At 68.3% G+C, this 16574-nt stretch carries 13 protein-coding genes and 3 pseudogenes; 5 read left to right on the forward strand and 11 right to left on the reverse strand.

Annotation, left to right across the window (positions count from 1 at the left end):
• Nucleotides 1-92: 92 nt before the first annotated feature.
• From ACFU53_RS30390 to ACFU53_RS30405, 4 genes and pseudogenes are all read right to left on the reverse strand, one after another.
• A pseudogene (locus ACFU53_RS30390) lies at nt 93-983 on the reverse strand (GAF domain-containing protein); the annotation flags it as partial.
• A 141-nt stretch (nt 984-1124) separates the two neighbouring features.
• Nucleotides 1125-2525: an MFS transporter gene (locus ACFU53_RS30395; protein WP_383999304.1), complete on the reverse strand. Its 1401-nt coding sequence runs from the start codon at nt 2523-2525 to the stop codon at nt 1125-1127.
• Nucleotides 2526-2588: 63 nt separating this feature from the next.
• Nucleotides 2589-3401 (reverse strand): 3-hydroxybutyrate dehydrogenase, encoded by an 813-nt coding sequence (locus ACFU53_RS30400; RefSeq protein ID WP_383999307.1) that lies wholly within the window; start codon nt 3399-3401, stop codon nt 2589-2591.
• A 295-nt stretch (nt 3402-3696) separates the two neighbouring features.
• Nucleotides 3697-3854 (reverse strand): annotated as a pseudogene (locus ACFU53_RS30405) (tannase/feruloyl esterase family alpha/beta hydrolase); the annotation flags it as partial.
• 391 nt (nt 3855-4245) lie between these two features.
• On the opposite strand from ACFU53_RS30405, the gene ACFU53_RS30410 reads away from it, so the two are divergent.
• The gene (locus tag ACFU53_RS30410) at nt 4246-5028 is read left to right on the forward strand and encodes a CoA transferase subunit A (protein WP_383999310.1); all 783 of its coding nucleotides are present in this window, start codon (nt 4246-4248) and stop codon (nt 5026-5028) included.
• A 1-nt stretch (nt 5029) separates the two neighbouring features.
• A complete protein-coding gene (locus ACFU53_RS30415; RefSeq protein WP_383999312.1) occupies nt 5030-5689 on the forward strand; it encodes a CoA transferase subunit B in 660 nt (219 codons plus the stop codon).
• A 675-nt stretch (nt 5690-6364) separates the two neighbouring features.
• Here the strand turns inward: ACFU53_RS30415 and ACFU53_RS30420 are convergent.
• The 3 genes from ACFU53_RS30420 to ACFU53_RS30430 all read right to left on the reverse strand — a co-directional run bounded on the left by ACFU53_RS30420 (nt 6365) and on the right by ACFU53_RS30430 (nt 9677).
• Entirely contained in the window at nt 6365-7969 is a 1605-nt protein-coding gene (locus ACFU53_RS30420) for a cation acetate symporter (protein WP_383999315.1), read from the reverse strand.
• Nucleotides 7966-8655 (reverse strand): hypothetical protein, encoded by a 690-nt coding sequence (locus tag ACFU53_RS30425; protein ID WP_383999318.1) that lies wholly within the window; start codon nt 8653-8655, stop codon nt 7966-7968. The genes ACFU53_RS30420 and ACFU53_RS30425 overlap by 4 nt, the downstream gene beginning before the upstream one ends.
• 341 nt (nt 8656-8996) lie before the next feature.
• Nucleotides 8997-9677 carry a hypothetical protein gene (locus ACFU53_RS30430; RefSeq protein WP_383999321.1) on the reverse strand — a complete coding sequence of 227 codons (681 nt, stop codon included), beginning with the start codon at nt 9675-9677 and terminating at the stop codon, nt 8997-8999.
• A gap of 212 nt (nt 9678-9889) precedes the next feature.
• Between ACFU53_RS30430 and ACFU53_RS30435 the strand changes: the two genes are divergently transcribed.
• On the forward strand, nt 9890-11221 hold the full coding sequence (locus ACFU53_RS30435; RefSeq protein ID WP_383999324.1) for a cytochrome P450: 1332 nt from the start codon (nt 9890-9892) through the stop codon (nt 11219-11221).
• A 727-nt stretch (nt 11222-11948) separates the two neighbouring features.
• On the opposite strand, the gene ACFU53_RS30440 is transcribed toward ACFU53_RS30435, so the two are convergent.
• The 4 genes and pseudogenes from ACFU53_RS30440 to ACFU53_RS30455 all read right to left on the reverse strand — a co-directional run bounded on the left by ACFU53_RS30440 (nt 11949) and on the right by ACFU53_RS30455 (nt 14018).
• Complete coding sequence (locus ACFU53_RS30440; protein ID WP_383999327.1) at nt 11949-12167, reverse strand: transposase family protein; 219 nt, start codon at nt 12165-12167, stop codon at nt 11949-11951.
• Nucleotides 12168-12294: 127 nt separating this feature from the next.
• Nucleotides 12295-12447, reverse strand: a pseudogene (locus ACFU53_RS30445) (transposase family protein); the annotation flags it as partial.
• 408 nt (nt 12448-12855) lie between these two features.
• The gene (locus ACFU53_RS30450) at nt 12856-13098 is read right to left on the reverse strand and encodes a hypothetical protein (RefSeq protein ID WP_383999357.1); all 243 of its coding nucleotides are present in this window, start codon (nt 13096-13098) and stop codon (nt 12856-12858) included.
• 182 nt (nt 13099-13280) lie between these two features.
• A complete protein-coding gene (locus ACFU53_RS30455; protein WP_383999330.1) occupies nt 13281-14018 on the reverse strand; it encodes a phosphotransferase in 738 nt (245 codons plus the stop codon).
• A gap of 1275 nt (nt 14019-15293) precedes the next feature.
• Here ACFU53_RS30455 and ACFU53_RS30460 point away from each other — a divergent pair.
• A complete protein-coding gene (locus tag ACFU53_RS30460; protein ID WP_383999334.1) occupies nt 15294-15929 on the forward strand; it encodes an AAA family ATPase in 636 nt (211 codons plus the stop codon).
• Complete coding sequence (locus tag ACFU53_RS30465; protein ID WP_383999337.1) at nt 15926-16165, forward strand: hypothetical protein; 240 nt, start codon at nt 15926-15928, stop codon at nt 16163-16165. Before ACFU53_RS30460 ends, ACFU53_RS30465 begins: the two co-directional genes overlap by 4 nt.
• Nucleotides 16166-16574: the final 409 nt, after the last annotated feature.

The raw sequence follows: 16574 nt of genomic DNA on the forward strand, positions 1-16574 counted from the left end.
GAGAGCTACCTCGCCGGCCTCCACCTCCGTGCCTCGATGATCTGGATCAACGACCTCCTGAAGGCCAGCTGATCACAACGTCACACAGGCCCTAGCAGAGCGGCGATCTCGCGAACCAGGTCGTCGACGCTCCCTCCGCGCAGAACCAGGTCGGTGAGCCGGTCGTGGGCGTCGGTGGCGCGGCGGAGGGCTGCGCTGTGGGCACGGGCGGTTTCGTTTGCTGTGTTGAGGTCTACGAGGGCGGAACGGGTTTCCTCCAGCAGGCGCGCACTGTCGATGGCGACGGCGGCGTGGTCGGCGAGCGAGGTGAGCAGTGCGATGGCGTCCGGGGGAAAGTCGCGGGTGGTGCGGTCCGCGGCGAAGAGCACGCCGATCACGCGTTTCCCGACGCGCAGAGGGACCCCGAGGATGCCGCGCAGTCCTTCCTCCAGTACTGCTTCATCGATGGGGCGGGTGTGTTTGAAGCGGGGGTCCGTGCTGTAGTCGGCGCTGGCGTAGGGGCGGGCCGTCTGGGCGACCAGTCCGCCGAGGCCCTCACCCATGCCGAGGCGCAGTTGCTGGAAGCGGGCGGAGACCGAGCCATCGGTGACACGCATGAAGGTGTCTTTGGCGACTGGTTCGTTGAGGGACAGATAGGCGACATCGGTGCCCAGCAGAGTCCTGGCACGGTGGACGATGGCGCGGAGGACAGCGTCCAGATCGCGCAGTGCCGCGAGGTCGCCGGCGGTGTCGAAGAGTGCGGCCAGTTCGGCCTCGCGTTTGCGGTGCTGATCGAGGGTTCGCCGGATCTCCAGCGCAGTCTGTGTGGCTTCCTCCAGGAGGGACCGCTCCTCGGGTAAGAGCTGTTCGGTGGACGCGTCGGCCGACGGGCGGGTGAACTGCTCGGCGGGTGCTCCGGAGGCCAGCAGGGTGAGCAGCTCTCTGAGGGCCACCATCGCGCTGTGTGCCGCTGCGCGGTACGTGCGGTCGTTCACGCTGGCCATGATGCGCTCCTTCTGTCCGGGTGCGACGGGTCCGGACGCGTCCGGGATGCGTTCTGCTGGGCGGTGTGGATGCGACTCACCGCGTTTCGCCGGATGCCCGCCGCATCCCTTCCTTGGTGCGGCGGGCAGGGGTACGTCAGCTCATGCCGAGTCCGTTCCGGCGGCCGACGGCTCCGGCCGGCGCGTCGCGTCCGGGGAGTCGGCCGCCGTGGCGAGGGTGAGGTCCCGGCCTCGGGTTTCCCTGGCGAGCACAACGGTAATGGTGGTGACTACCGCGGCCAGGCAGAGGTAGACGGCTACGGGGGTGGCGGAATCGTACTCCTTGAGGAGTTCGACCGCGATGATGGGTGCCAGTGCGCCGGCCACGATGGACGCGAGCTGAGAGCCCATCGACGCGCCGGAGTAGCGGACCTTGGTGTCGAACAGCTCCGAGATGAAGGCGGCCTGCGGACCGTACATGGCACCGTGCAGAAGCAGGCCGATCGTCACCGCGAGGGTGATCACGGCGAACGACTTGGAATCGAGCAGGGCAAAGAAGGCGAAGGCCCACAGTGCCATGCCGGCCGAGCCGATCAGAGTGACAGGCCTGCGGCCGATGCGGTCCGAGAGCGCGCCCCACAGGGGGATGGTGACGAAGTGGACGGCCGAGGCGATCAGTACGGCGTTCAGTGCGGTGCTCTTGGGCAGCCCGAGGTGGGCGGTGACGTAGACGAGGAGGAAGGCGGTGAGGACGTAGTAGGAGATGTTCTCGCCGAACCGGGTGCCGATGGCGGTGAGGACCTCCTTCCAGCTGCGGCGGAACACCTGGATCACCGGGGCCTCCTCCTTGATGCCGTGGGCGGCGTCGGCCTGGGCCTTGGCCTGGGCGGCGAGGAAGACGGGGGACTCGGAGACGGAGACGCGGATCCACAGGCCGAGGAGGACCAGGATGCCGGAGAGCAGGAAGGGGATGCGCCAGCCCCAGGAGATGAAGGCTTCTTCCGACTGGACCGCGGCGAGCAGCGCGAGGACACCGGTGGCCAGGAGGTTGCCGCCCGGGGCTCCTGCCTGCGGCCAGGAGGCCCAGAAGCCGCGCTGCTTGTCGCCGCCGTGCTCGGAGACGATGAGCACCGCGCCGCCCCATTCGCCGCCCAGTGCGAAGCCCTGGATGAGGCGGAGCACGGTGAGCAGGATCGGCGCGCCCACGCCGAGTGTTTCGTAGGTGGGCAGCAGGCCCATGGCGAAGGTGGCCCCGCCCATCATGAGCAGGCTGATGACGAGCAGCTTCTTGCGGCCGATCTTGTCGCCGAAGTGCCCGAAGACCACGCCGCCCAGGGGCCTGGCAGCGAATCCGATCGCGTAGGTGATGAAGGCGATCAGGGTGCCTGCGAGCGGGTCGGCGGTGGGGAAGAAGAGCGTGTTGAACACCAGCGCGGCGGCGGAGCCGTAGAGGAAGAAGTCGTACCACTCGATGGTGGTGCCGATCAGGCTCGCGCTGACGATGCGGGCGATCCCGGTGGAGCGGCCTGGGGCGGCCGGACCGGTGGCCGGAGTGTCGGTCATGTGTCACCAGTTTCGTGTGCGGGGAGGGTGTGGTTTGCGCGGGATCGAGCGGTGGCGCAGGGGTCAGTTCGCTCCCCAGCCGCCGTCCAGGGGCAGTGAGGCTCCGGTGATGTAGCTTGTGTGCGCTCCGCACAGCCACAGGGCGGCGGCGGCGACCTCTTCGGCCTCCAAGAGTCGTTTGACCGGGGCGCGTGAGAGCAGGACGTCGGAGAGGACGTCGCCGGCGCTGATCCCGTGGGCCGCGGCCTGGTCGTGGATCTGGCCCTCGACCAGAGGGGTGCGGACATAGCCGGGGTTCACGCAGTTGCTGGTCACGCCGTGCGCCGCGCCCTCGATGGCGGTGACTTTGCTCAGGCCCTCCAGGGCGTGCTTGGCCGTGACATAGGCGGACTTGTAGGCGCTGGCGCGCAGGCCGTGGACGCTGGAAATGTTGATCACCCGCCCCCACCCGGCGGCGTACATGTGGGGCAGCACGCGGCGGATCAGTAGGAACGGGGCTGTGACCATCACCTGCTGCATGAGCGCGAAGCGCTCCAGCGGGAACTCGGGAAGCGGAGCGACGTGCTGTAGCCCGGCGCTGTTGACGAGGATGTCGATCTCCGAGGGCAGCGTGTCGATCATGCTCGGGTGAGCCAGGTCGGCGATGTGTGCCTTTCCTCCGATGGCGTCGGCGACCGCGGTGGCCTTCTCGGCGTCCAGGTCGACCACGTGGACCCTGGCGCCGGCCAGGGCCAGAGCGGCAGCGCACGCCTGACCGATGCCGCTGCCGCCGCCGGTCACCAGTGCGGCGCGGCCGGACAGGTCCACGCCGCATGCGGCCGGTGGGGACGAGGCGGGCGGCGTCGAGGGGTCCGGGGAGGTGAATTCGCTGGTCATGGCCGGAAACAGTAGGGTCGCCGCGCCAGCCCTCCTATGGAGACGACCGCCACAATGGCCTGGCAGAGGGTGGCGGACTCACCTACGTGTGTGCCTGGGGTGGGAGGTTTGTCCGTTCCGGTCGGCGTCCCTGGGACCGTCAGTGGCCGCGAGGGCTCTCGCGCGGCAGGCCCTGGCCCGTCAGCACCGAGGGGACAGCGGGGCAGGAGCGTGGCCGGACCGGCCGTGGGCGGGCGGGGCACGGTGCGACCGGCCGGTGGGAGGTGGGAGTGGGCCACGGCCACTCCTCCAGGGTGTGGCGCAGCGCGGGCGGCAGGAACGTGAACAGGTTCGGCCCGTCGGCGAGTACCGCCCAGTCCACGCCACCGTCGAACAGCTCGGGATGGTTCTCCAACGCCAGCGCACCAGGTAGCCACTGTCAGACATGCCGGTCGCCAGGCACCGGGCGGGCGGTGGTAGCGCTGGGCGACGAGACCAGCGGTCCGGTCAACTCCTACCGGTTCAGCTGGTCCGCTACTTCTCGGGTGCGCCCCTCTCGTCGGCTGACACCACGGCGCGGCATGTGGCCCGAGCACATCCAGAGTCCCACGGTGTGTCGCAGGAAGACTGCCTCACCGGCGCCCGCAGCCGTCACTTCCGCACGCGCCCAGGAGCCTGAGCTGCGCAATCCCCTATACCTGTGCCTTTCGTTGTGTGGGTGTTCTCCATGGTGAGGGACGACCGCCCTTCCTATCGTCGATGCCAGTCGGTCGAGCGGGCACCAACCGGCCCCGGCGGTCAAGGCAGTCAAGCCCCCAGCCGCTGGTGAGGAAGGCGGTTGGTGCCCCCAATGGAGAGGGAGCGAATGGGTCTGGACAAGACGGTCGTGGACGCGGCCGAGGCGGTGGCGGACATTCCCGACGGGGCGTCACTCGCCGTCGGCGGATTCGGGCTGTGCGGCATACCCAGCGCACTGATCAAGGCGCTGCTGCACAGGGAGACCTCGGGGCTGAAGGTCGTCTCCAACAACTGCGGTGTGGACGACTGGGGACTGGGACTGCTCCTGCGCGAGGGCCGGATCACCAGGATGACCAGCTCGTACGTGGGAGAGAACAAGGAGTTCGCCCGCCAGTACCTCGGCGGTGAGCTGGAGGTGGAGCTGGTGCCGCAGGGCACTCTCGCCGAGCGGCTGCGCGCAGGAGGGGCCGGAATCCCCGCCTTCTACACCCCGGCCGGGGCCGGAACCCCGATCGGCGAGGGCGGCCTGCCCTGGCGGTACGGGCCGGACGGGAGCGTCGCGGTGGCCTCACCACCCAAGGAGACCCGTGCCTTCGGCGGGCGCGAGTATCTGCTGGAGCAGGGCATCACCACCGACTTCGCGTTGGTGCGGGCAACGGTTGGCGACCGCCACGGCAACCTGGTCTTTCGTTCCTCGGCCCGCAACTTCAACCCGTTGGCGGCGATGGCCGGCCGTGTCACCATCGCGGAGGTCGAGTACCTGGCGGAACCCGGGGAGCTCGACCCCGACGAGATCCACCTGCCCGGCGTGTTCGTCCAGCGTGTGATCCGGGTCTACCCCGGCGACCCCGCGGCCGAGCGGCGCATCGAACGCCGCACAGTCCGTACCCAGCAGGAAGGCGGTGCCTGACATGGCCCTCACTCGCGAGCAGATGGCTGCCCGGGCCGCCCGGGAACTGGCCGACGGCACGTACGTCAATCTCGGCATCGGCCTGCCCACCCTAATCCCGAACCACCTGCCGCCCGGAGTTGAGGTGGTGCTCCAGTCGGAGAACGGCATCCTCGGTGTAGGGCCCTACCCGACCGAGGACGAGATCGACAGCGACCTGATCAACGCGGGAAAGGAAACCGTGACGACGCTGCCCGGGGCCTCGTTCTTCGACTCCGCGCTGTCGTTCGGCATGATCCGCGGCGGCCACATCGACGCCGCCGTCCTCGGCGCGATGCAGGTGTCGGCCGCAGGCGACCTCGCCAACTGGATGATCCCGGGCAAGATGGTCAAAGGCATGGGCGGCGCCATGGACCTGGTGCACGGAGCCCGCCGGGTCATCGTCCTCATGGAACACACGGCCAAGGACGGCAGCCCCAAGCTGGTGGCGGAATGTACCCTACCGCTCACCGGTCGCGGAGTGGTGCAGCGTGTCATCACCGACCTCGCAGTCCTCGACGTCACCCCTGAGGGATTCCAGCTGGCGGAGCTCACGCCCGGCGTGACGGCCCAGGACGTCAGGGCTGCCACGGCGGCCAAACTGATAGTGCCCGACCGGCTGGCATTTCCGACGCCCGCCTGATCAAGTAGCGCGGGCATGAGCGCATCCGCCGGTTCGGGACTGTCCACGTCACGTCCAAGGCAGTACTTGTCGCCGAGGATCACCGCGTCCGGCACATGGGCGAACGTCATGACGAAGTCGGAGGTGGCGACAACGGCTCGGGCGCTGGTGCGGCCCCCGACTGCAAGGGTGTTCCGGAGCGGCATCTGTCGCTGGTCACCGAGCTGGAGAGACGTGGGATCGAGGCGCACGGCGTGAGCGGGATGAATGTGACGGTGCCGGTGCGAGACGAGTCCGCGGTCGTGAACGGGCTGCGGTCGTACGGGTGGTGGGTTGCCGCGGGTCCAAGTGTGCCGATCACGACTGCCGCGCTGAGCCGATCGACGCGGCGCGGTTGGCCTCGGACCTTGCGACCGTACTGGGCGAGTCCCCGAGGCCGGCTACGGTGGGTGATCAGCCGCTCTCTGGGGGTAGGTTTCAGTGTCGGGGCGCTTCGTTTGCCACAACGTTCGTTCCCGTGTGCCCAAGATCGCCAACAGCGGTACGTCAGCCCACCGCCGACGAGTCGCTTGAAGCCGCCGAGCAGTTGCAACCACCACCCTCGCTCGGTGAGTTCACTGCACGCCGCCCGTATCTCCTCCGCCCGGGCCCCGCCCGGCCGGTGGCCGACGCGGGGGACCGGGCCCGTCCACCGGGTCAGCCGTCGTGACGGCCGGTGCCTGTTCCGGTGAGGACGCGGATTTCGGTTTCCGTGTAGTCCGCCCCGCCTCGCTGGTGGCGGTCGAGTACCGAGCCGGCCCAGGCGAGCAGGAATCCCACGGGAATGGAGATGAGACCGGGGTTTCTCAGGGGGAACACCGCGAAGTCCATGTCAGGCAGTAGTGCCGTCGGGTTTCCCGAGACTGCCGGGGACAGCGTCGTCAGCAGCAGGGCGACAAGCAGGCCGCCGTACATGCTCCAGATGGCTCCCTTGGTTGTGAAGCCCTTCCACCACAGGTTGAACAGCAGCGCGGGCAGGATCGCGGAGGCCGCGATGGCGAAGGCGAGGCTGACGAGGAAGGCGATGTTGAGATGCTGGGCGAGCATCGACAAGGCGATCGCCGCCACACCGATGAACCCGACGCCCAGCCGTGCCACGAGGAGTTCGCTCTTCTCGGATGCTCTGCCCCGCTTGATCGTCGCACCGTAGACGTCGTGGGCCAGGGCCGCAGCCGCGGTGAGCGTGAGAGCGGCGACGACGGCCACGATCGTGACGAACGCGACGCAGGCGACCATGGTGAGCAGGAAGGACCCGCCCAAGCGCTCGGCCAGCAGGAGTACGGCCGTGTTGCCGGAGGCAGCATCCTCCTTGATGGTCCGCGAGCCGATCAGTGCCGCGGAGCCCAGGCCCGTCAGTACCTCGAACAGGGTGAAGACGATGACCAGGCCGGCCGCCCACCCGGCCGACTTGCGGGCTCTGCGTCCACTGGAGACCGTTCCGATACGCATCAGGACGTGCGGCAGGGCGGCCGCTCCCAGCACGAACGCCAGTTGCAGGCTGACCGAGTCGATCTTGCTGGTGCGGTCGTGGAAGCGGATGCCGGGTTCCAGGAAGGAGCCATCGAAGCCGCTCTGAAGGACGGCGGCGTCCAGCAGGCGTGCCGGGCTCCAGCCGAACTCCGACAGAACCGCCAGCACGACGAACAGGCCTGTGGCGAGGAGGACTACAGCTTTGATGCCCTGGACCAGGGTCGCGGCGCGCATGCCGCCGATGACGACGTAGAGGACCATCAGAAGACCGAGGCTGGCGACTACGATCCGCTGGGCACCGTCTCCGTCGATGCCCAGGACTGTCGCCGCGAGCGCTCCGGCACCGACGAGTTGGGCGGTCAGGTACAGCAGGCAGACGACCACGCTCGTGATGCCTGCCGCCAGGTGTGCGGGGCGGGCGTGCAGCCGCAGGGCGAGGGAGTCGCCGATGGTGAACCGTGAGGTGCTGTGGTACGGCTCGGCGACCAGCAGCACCAGTACGGACCAGGCGACCATCGGCGCCAACACGTAGGCGATCCCGTCGTAGCCGGTGAGGGCGATCAGACCGGGATTGCCCAGCATGCCTGCTGCGGACATGTAACTGCCGAAGATGGCCAGCCCGTTGACGACCGACGGCAGCCGTCGCTGACCGAGGTAGAACCCGCTCAGTTCGTCCTTCTCGGGGAGGATCGACCCGATCGAAAGGAGCAGTGTACAGACGACACAGAGGCCGAAGACGGTGAGAAGGGGGAAGGCGCCACCGGAATCGGAGAGTGCGAGGACGGAGCTCACCGGTGGCTCTCCAGGTGCGGGAAGGAAGCACTGTGACGCTTGACCAGGGGCTCCAGAAACCTTCCCGCATACCGTGCGTACCACAGCACCGCCCACCCGGTGAAGCCCACTTGCGCCAGGACCAGGGTGAGCCCGATGTTGAGCGGCCCCGCCCAGGCGACCGCCATCACACCGGGTGCCTCGTTGGCCAGGATGACGCCGGCCATCTGGGCGGCGACGACCGCGGCGGCGACCTGGGCCGGGCGGCGGCGTGCGGCTCGCAGTTCGCGCAGTGCGGTGGTCTGTCTGGGGTCGGGGTGGGATTCCGGGTCCGCTTGATGGGGCGGGGACGGCGTGGGCATGCGCCGGGGCATGTAGGAGGAGGCCGTGACCGGCTCTTCCCAAGCCGCCCACGCCGGAGCCGCGGCGGCGACGGGCCGGCCGTCGTCCAGGGACAGATGCCGGGCCATGTCAAGAGCCCAGGATCTTCGTCTCGCCCGGACACCGTGCTCGGAGGTATCGGCCCCCTGCATGGACTGCCGGTACAGCTCCGAGAGTTCGGCAGGCCGGCCGAAGGCCGCATGGGCGCGGGAGATGGCCCGTCGCAGCTCTATGGCGGAGTAATGGTCTTCGTGGTCGAGAGCACTGAGATAGAGCGCGGCAGCCGTGGGAGGGTCTTGATCAGGAAAGAGATCGCGGGAATCCATAAGTCGTCCTCGATACGAAGTGGCGCGGATGTGGAGAGCACGTCGTACGAAGGCTTGTGGCCGTACGGCTTCTCTCGGCCCGCATAGGAGGGGCCGACGTCAGTGACGAAGACACTCGGCAAGGAACGAGAACGAAACGGGCGGGCATGCCCCGAAGTCATGCATCAGTTCGCCGGCCGAGCCGTCCCGGGCCCTTCCGGCGTCCTTGCTTCATCGGCCCCCACCGTGCCGCAGTGATCGTTGGGCCCACAAGGTCGCGAGCGGCAACGATTCGAGGTACTTGCGTGCATTGCGTTCTGGCGGGCTGGCCGAGGGCGCCGACGCAGCACCCGGCCGGACACTCAGCGTGCAACCTCCTCGACCTTGGAGATCTGAGCGGACAGCAACTCCTCAGGCAGCTCGGGTGTGTAGTGGCCGAAGGCCACTACGGTGGCGCCGCTGCGTACCACCGTGGTCCAAATCGGCGTCGAGCCCGGCGCGGACGTTTCGTACGCCACCGCCTCGTCGCCCGCGTCCGGTGCGGCGGCCGCCGCGACGGCCTGGTACCCGCCGTTCTCGTACCCCGCGCAATTCTTCGCCGCTGTTCTCAGCTCCGCGAGGACGTGCTCGGCACCGGCCTGGTCAAGGGCGAAGAGTTTGATCTCCACACCGATCTGGTCGGCAGCTTGTCCCGATGCCGGAGACCCCACTACAACGCTGTACCGGAACGACTTCGCCTGGGGTTCGAGCTTGCCCACGGACATGTTCAGCAGCGGCTGGCACTTGGCCGGGGATGTCCTCTTCGCAGCGCCCTCGGGAGCGGGCATACCCGCCATCCCCTCAGACATCTGAAACTCGCTCAGATCCGCATCGACCAGGACAGCGGACTGCAACTGAGCGTCGCTCAGAGCCTTGGCCGACGTCTGGGGCTTCTCGCTCTCCGCCGATGCGGAAGTCGACGCGGCCGCCCGGGAGGTCACTTCCCCCGTCGTGTCGCCGGGGTCCTCGGTCCCACCGCCGCACGCGCTCAGCAGCACCGTCATCGAAAGGACCCACACAGCCGCCGCAGCACACCGTACTCGCACCATTCACGCGCTCTCTCCACTTGACCACCCCGGGGGCGTCCGGGGTCCGGTGGCACGCTTCCGCACGCTCGGTCCAAGGGCGTCGGTGAAAGTACGCAATCGCATACGTAACTCGTGATCTAGGGACTCCTTGGACCCGCCCGGATCCGCAGACCGCCTAGCATGGGCCGATGCGCACTCCCACCTCGCTGTTGCGGGCCTTTCGGCCCCAAGTCCAAGAGCGTCTCTACGACTTCTACGAAGAGCTGCGGAGCGCCGACGACCTCTTCTGGGACCGCGCTATGGGCGCCTGGATCGCGACCGGGCACGCAGTGGTCAGCGGCGCCGCAGGCAACCCGGGGCTGTCCTCCGTGCGCTATCCCGACATCGAGGCCGTCCCCGAGGAACTGCGGCCGCTGGCCCGGGTCCTGAGCCGGCAGATGCTTTACAACGACGCCCCCGACCACTCCCGGCTACGGGCCCTGATCAGCAGGGCCTTCACTCCGCGGGCAGTAGAGCCACTCCGCGCCCGGATCTTCGAAGCCGTCGACCGGATCATCACCCATGCGGCGCCGACCGGGCGAATGGACATCGTCGAGGACCTCGCCCGACCCCTGCCTCTCACCATCATCTGCGACCTCCTCGACGTACCGCAGCAGGACCGCCCCGCCCTCGCCTCCTGGTCCGAGCCGATCGCCGAAGCCATAGGCAACTCCCGGCTCGACGCCGACCGCAACCGCGAGGCCTCGCAGAGCATGACGGACATGCTCGCCTACTTCCGCGAGCTCCTCACCGGCCATGACACCCCGCCGGCCCCCCATTCCTTGCGCGCCCTGGTGAGCGCACAGGCCGAGAACGCCGACCAGGATCTCGACGAACTCCTCGCCAACTGTGCCCTGCTCCTGATCGCCGGCCACGAGACCACCACCCACTTCATCGGCAACGCCACACTCGCCCTGCTCCGCCATCCGCACGCGGCCGACCAACTGCGCCGCCGGCCCGAACTGATCCCCGCTGCGGTCGAGGAACTCCTGCGCTACGACGCCCCGGTACAGCTGATGCTGCGCCAGGCGCGGCACGATCTGGATCTGGCGGGCCGCACCATCTCCGAAGGGCAGACGGTGCTCCTGGTGTGCGGCGCCGCCAACCGGGATCCGGCCGTGTTTCCCGATCCCCATGTGCTGGACTTCGAGCGGCCCGGCGGACGGCACATGGCGTTCGGACACGGCCCGCACTTCTGCCTCGGTGCCGCGCTGGCCCGGCTGGAAGGCGCGATCGTCCTGGAAGCACTCCTCACCCGGCTCCCCGGCCTGCGGCTCGACGGCACCGCTCCGCAGTGGCAGCGCAGCCTCAACTTCCGCGGTCTCACCCGCCTGGACGTCGCCTTCACCCCGCCTTCGGACGATCACGACAGCGGTACCCAGGCCATGCCGACCACCGGTTCCCCGTACGGCGTCGGCTCCGCGACGCATGCCGGCGCATGCCCCGCCCGGACCGGGCCCGGCGGTGTCGCGGGTGCCTGACCGCGGCCCAGCGCGCCGCCCATGTCGCGGTGTGGGCCGGCATCACCGAGGGCCCGCAGCTAGCCGGGCCCGCAACACCCAGTCGCAGCGCGGCGCTTTCGCCGAAGGTACCGCCGCCTTGGCCGTGGTCTTCGCCGCGCGAGACCGGCCGCTTCGGTGCGAGGTTCGCCGACGCGAGCGCGGTCGTCGCGCGTAGGAGCTGATCGTGCTCGTCGGGCGGCAATGGCGGCTCGATGCAGATCGCTTCGACCCGCCAGCGTGGATCGGTCCGCGCTTGGCCGGCCGGGTACGTACGCGCGCAGGATCGCGCCGCGGATCTCGTCGTCGAGACCGTTGATCTCGACGAGAGGCCGCCCGAGCGAGTCGTAGATTGCCCGGATCTCGGGGAGGTTGTCACTGAGGCGATACGGCGCGCACGCGGCCCACAGTTTCGCATCGGTTGTCGGTGCTCGTTCGAGATACGTACGGAGTCCTGCCTCGTGGTCGACGAGTGAAGCGCGCGGCGATGCAACCACGGATCGTTCGCATGCGTCGCCAACGCATGCGGCCGTACGATCGCCGAGCGCGCCGCAGCATTTCAGGATCGCCTCAGGCATCCTGTACCACTTCTCGGTCTTTCGATCCGTGAGCCTCCGTCAACTTGAATTCGCAGGTCAAGGGCTGGTGTGATCGGTTCTCGGGGTGCTCACGCTTGTCGTGGGTGGGAGTCCGCGCAGAAGATCATCCGTCAGCGGTTGACTTCGAGGTTCGTCAGGACGAACAGAGCGCGCAGGAGTTGGGTGGCGCGGGCGGGATCGGAACGGAGCTTGGTGAGGATCCGCCAGTTCTTGAGGTGGGCGAAGCCGTGCTCGACCGGTGCCCGTCCGACGGCGAGGACGCGGTTGGCTTCCTTCTGGCCGGGTGTGAGCTTGTGGGTGCGGCTGGCGTGGAGGCCGGTGACGATCACGGGGTCGAGTACGTCGTTGTCCAGGCCGCGGAATCCGAGTTCCGCGAGGGCGCCGAGGGCCGGGGGCGCGCAGGTGGGCCAGGATGTGGTCGTGGCGGGCGGCGGTGATGTCGTGGGTGCGGACGGGCGGGGCGGCTGATATCCAGAGCAGGCGTCCTTTCTCGTCGGTGAGGGCGAGGAAGTGCAGGCCGTGATGGTGGTGTTTGCCGGAGTAGTTCCGCCGGTTGGCCTTGCCGGTGCGGCGCTGGGTGGGGATGAGGGTGCCGTCGATCAGGACCACCTCCCCGCACTGCTTGGCGACCTTCTTCAGGACGCGGTCCAGGCGCGGTGCCTGCGCGGTGAGCAGGGCGATCAGCTCGTCGCGCCATCGGCGGACGGTGGACGTCGGAGACGTTGTTGCCGCCGGCCATGTCGGTCAGGCGCTGATCGTGCCGCAGCACGGCCAGGACGATCACCGCGATCCGGCCGGGCGGCAGGACCCGTCACCTGGACCGTATCGCCTTCAGATGGCGACGCAGCAGATCGGCGAGGTGATTGACGGTCCGCGTGGACAGCGGCAGACGGCACTGGTAGACAAGCGGGCAGGTACCCTCGGCGCGTTCTTTGGTTTTCGTCACACAATTCCAACGGCCGCCGGGGACACCGTGGTTACGCCCGTGGCGCAGCACTCCGGGCGATGGCGTCCCGGTCACAAACGGGTGGTGAAGCGGCCGTCGGGCAGTTTCCGCAGCCAGCCGCGATCAACGAGTCTGACCAGCCTCCCCCGCAGCGGCTCCAGCCTGGCCCGCACGGTGACGTCGACTCCCAGTATCTCGCCAACCCGGCGGGCCATGACGGGTCCGGCGGCCTGCCGCACGGCAGTCAGGATGCGCTGGTAGTCCGGCGGGAGCATGGCCTCCTCCACATCCGGCGTGCGGTGCGGGATCAGCATCACCGCCCGGCCGCCCACCTGACCGGCCGTCCACCTGCCCGGGCGCTGGCGCGGCCGAGGCGCGTTCGTCGGCGAGCTGCTCGCTCACCCGGTCAAGGGCACGTTCGGCATCGGATCGTAGAAGGCCGTCCGACTGCCACGGGACGGAATCAGCGAACCGACTGCGGCCGTTACCCACGCGCTCACTGCACTGAGCGTTCCAATGCAGCCCGATGATCGGAAACCCATTGATAGGCCGTCTGAACTTGCCTCACCGCCCCTGCGTCACGGAGCCGGGCCATGGCGACGTCACCCGCATCGGCCTGGGTCTTGATGCCCCGCCAGCACCGGTCCTGCCACCACAAGATCGTGAACACGAGACGTTGCCGGTCGGACAACTCGTAGCTGTCAACGATCAGCCTCATGCGCCGGGCTGCCTCCTCGACATCGGTGACCGAAGGGCCCAGATCGAGGTACTGCCAGCAGACATGTGCGATGTCGTGGATCCGCGCGCCAGGCGCAGCAAGGTCCCAGTCGATGAATGCCGTCGGGCGAAGCTCGCCGCTGGACAGGCGATAGACGGTGTTCTTGGGCGACAGGTCGTTGTGACACACGACCTCTTGGTCTCCGGCCGGCGGGGTGCCGGCCGTCAGGTCGTGGAACTCACGCACGAGCCGGGCGACCGTCACCAGACTCTCGTCCGATGACACAGCGGCGGGTTGTTGCGGCTCCCATGCCACATGGCCATCGAGGTAACTGAGGACTTCACGGCCGTCGTCGTCCACACCGAGATACCGCGGAGCACCACTCCAGCCACTGGCTTCAAGCAACCTCAGCAGATCACCCACGAACTTCGTGCGAGCCGAGGCTGGACGGCGCACCGTCTCCCCGACCCGAACAACTGCATTGACAAAGCCTCCGGGCAAAAACGACTCAGGCATCCGTCCACCCTGCCCGATCACTACCTCCAACGCTCAATAACTTGTCCTGACGCTGATCCGCCCCGCGACAATTCCGCCAGATGATCTACTCCGCAGACAGCCGCCGACGACCAGCGTGAGCATCCCGAGAACCGGTCACACCAGCCCTTTGACCTGCGACTTCAAGTTGGCGGAGGCTCCGTGTGCCGCAGCCAAGGCAAGAGCTCCTCTCGGTCCCCGAGGATGTCGAGCAGCGCGATGCGCACCCCGGCCACGCATCGGGGTCGCGGATGCGTGCCATCAACTCGGGCACGCGCGCCGCCGGAACGCGGCCGTCGAGCCCGACCACACAAGGTTTGCGACGCCACCACGGGTGCGCCGAATCCATCACAATCGCGTAATTCTACCGAAGCCTTCAGGGATGGGTTCTGGGAGCGTGAGCGCCTGTGCGCTCCGCCCAGGAGCCTTTCCGTTTGCCTGGGCGGTGCTCACAGCTGCAGGTGTTCGGCAGCGGTCGCACTGGCGCTGTCCCTCGCAGCGTGCGGCTCTGAAGGGGACAAGGCTCAAAACGCCACGGGCTCGCCGACCGTCAACGGAGCGGCTGCCGACTCGGGCTCGCAGGAATGCCCCGACAAGCACGAAGCAACCGTCGAAGACGACGCATTCGGCGGTACGGCAGACATCGACCGCTGCGCGCTTCCTGACATCCACAAGACGACCCTCAGCGCCTCGTGGGCGCGCGTCAGCGGTCTTCCCGAAGAAATCAAGGTTCCGCTGAACCTCGCTCCGGTCTCCTGCACGAGCGACTCCGAAGACAGTTGCAAGCAGACCAAGGTCATTACACCGACAAGGGCAGCAAGCCGGCGATCTGGCGGACGTGGACACGCACGGCGGCGGTGACGGCGGCGACATCAGGGGCGGCGACTGACCCGGCGAGCATTCACTGCCGCCCAAGCAGGCCGACCGGCCGGCAGGTGGCTGCACGATCCGCTGCCTTCTTGGGCGGGGGCTGGTCCATGGCCGGTGCGGAGACGGGTGCGGCCCGCGTTGATCATCGTGATCCCCATCCCGAGCACAGGCCATCCCGTGCATCCGTTGGTTCGGTGGCCACGGTCCCCCGGACACGTTCGATGAGCGGTCGCCTGCCATGAACGGTCAGTCGGTCATTGCGGTGGGACACGAAAACCTCCGTGCGGTGCAGAGGGCGAAGTCGTCGATGTGTGGCTCGGGTGAACCCGTGTATCCCGTCCGCGTGCCGGGCAGCGCGGACCGGCCGGGCTCAATACGGTGGCGGACGTGTTGCTGAGCTGTGCGTTCGTCAATTTGAAGCCCGGTGTCGGGAAGACGACCAGCGCTGTATGGCTGGCCCATGCGCTGTATGAGCTGGGGCTGCCCCCGCTGCTGGTCGACAGTGACCCGGCCGGCTCTGCGCTGCGCTGGAGCGAGCTCGCCGGCGGTTTCTCATTTCCCGTGATCGCCCTTCCCGTTGGCGACGTGCACCGCCGAGTCGACGACTTCCTCGGCAAACGGCAGGCCGTGGTGTTCGATGCCCCGCAGCTGGAGGACCACGCCCACATCGCGCGCAGCGTCATGCGTCACGCGAACGAGTGGATCGTACCGGTGACCCCTGCCCCGATCGAGCTGGACCGGATGGCTCCCATCCAGACCGAGATGAGCGATGTGCAGTCCCTTCGCGCGCAGTTGGCCCGCACCGGGGTGCTGCTCAACCGCACCAACCGCCCCGGCACGACCCGGACCGGTCCCGACGCCGACGCCCGGGAGGTGCTCGGGGAATGGGGATTCGACGTCCTCGACACGCAGATCGCCCGCCTCGACCTGTACTCCCAGTCGTTCGGCGGTCCGGTCCGCGTCCAGGGAACGGCCTACATGGACCTCGCGAATGAACTCCTCAAACGTCAGGCAGGCGAATGAACCAGCGTAAGGACAACTATCGCGCGGCCTTGCGGCGCGGTAAGGCGGACCCGGGCCCCCATACCCGCAAGGCGACCACGCTGAGAAACGGATATGTCCGGGTCACCATCGAGGTTGATCCGGACGTGCAGCGCATCCTGGACCGGTGGATGGTGCCAGCGGTCAGCGTGCTGACAAACACCTGCGCGGCCGCCCTGCGCGTCCTGACGGCGTTCGTCGCCAAGACGCTCACCTGACTGAGCCTTTGGTCCTGTTTCCGGGGGATAGATTGAGGTTTCCGGTCCTGGTGTCCGTGAGCTGGAGGGGATGGTGTGCCGACGGGCATGTGATGTGGCAGGAGAGGGTCGTTTCGTTCCGGCACCTCCTGTGTCATCCCACGGCGCCCCGGACCGCAGCCGCATCGACAGCATCGCGGTCCGTCAGTCGCCGGGTGAGTACCACTGCCTCCTGGGCCGTCGCGGCCGGCGAACCGGGCCTCGAACCAGCCTGAGCGTCGCGTGAGCCGGGGGAACACGTGGGCGTGGCCCGGCCACACCCTACGAGCCGAACTCGTGGCAACCGACAGCCTGGTACGCGTCCAACCGACCCAGCCTCGCCCGGTCGGCCGACTGCCAGGAGCGCGCTCCCACCGCCGTCCTTTATACG

It is taken from the genome of Streptomyces sp. NPDC057474 (assembly GCF_042802555.1).
Taxonomy (GTDB): Bacteria; Actinomycetota; Actinomycetes; order Streptomycetales; family Streptomycetaceae; genus Streptomyces.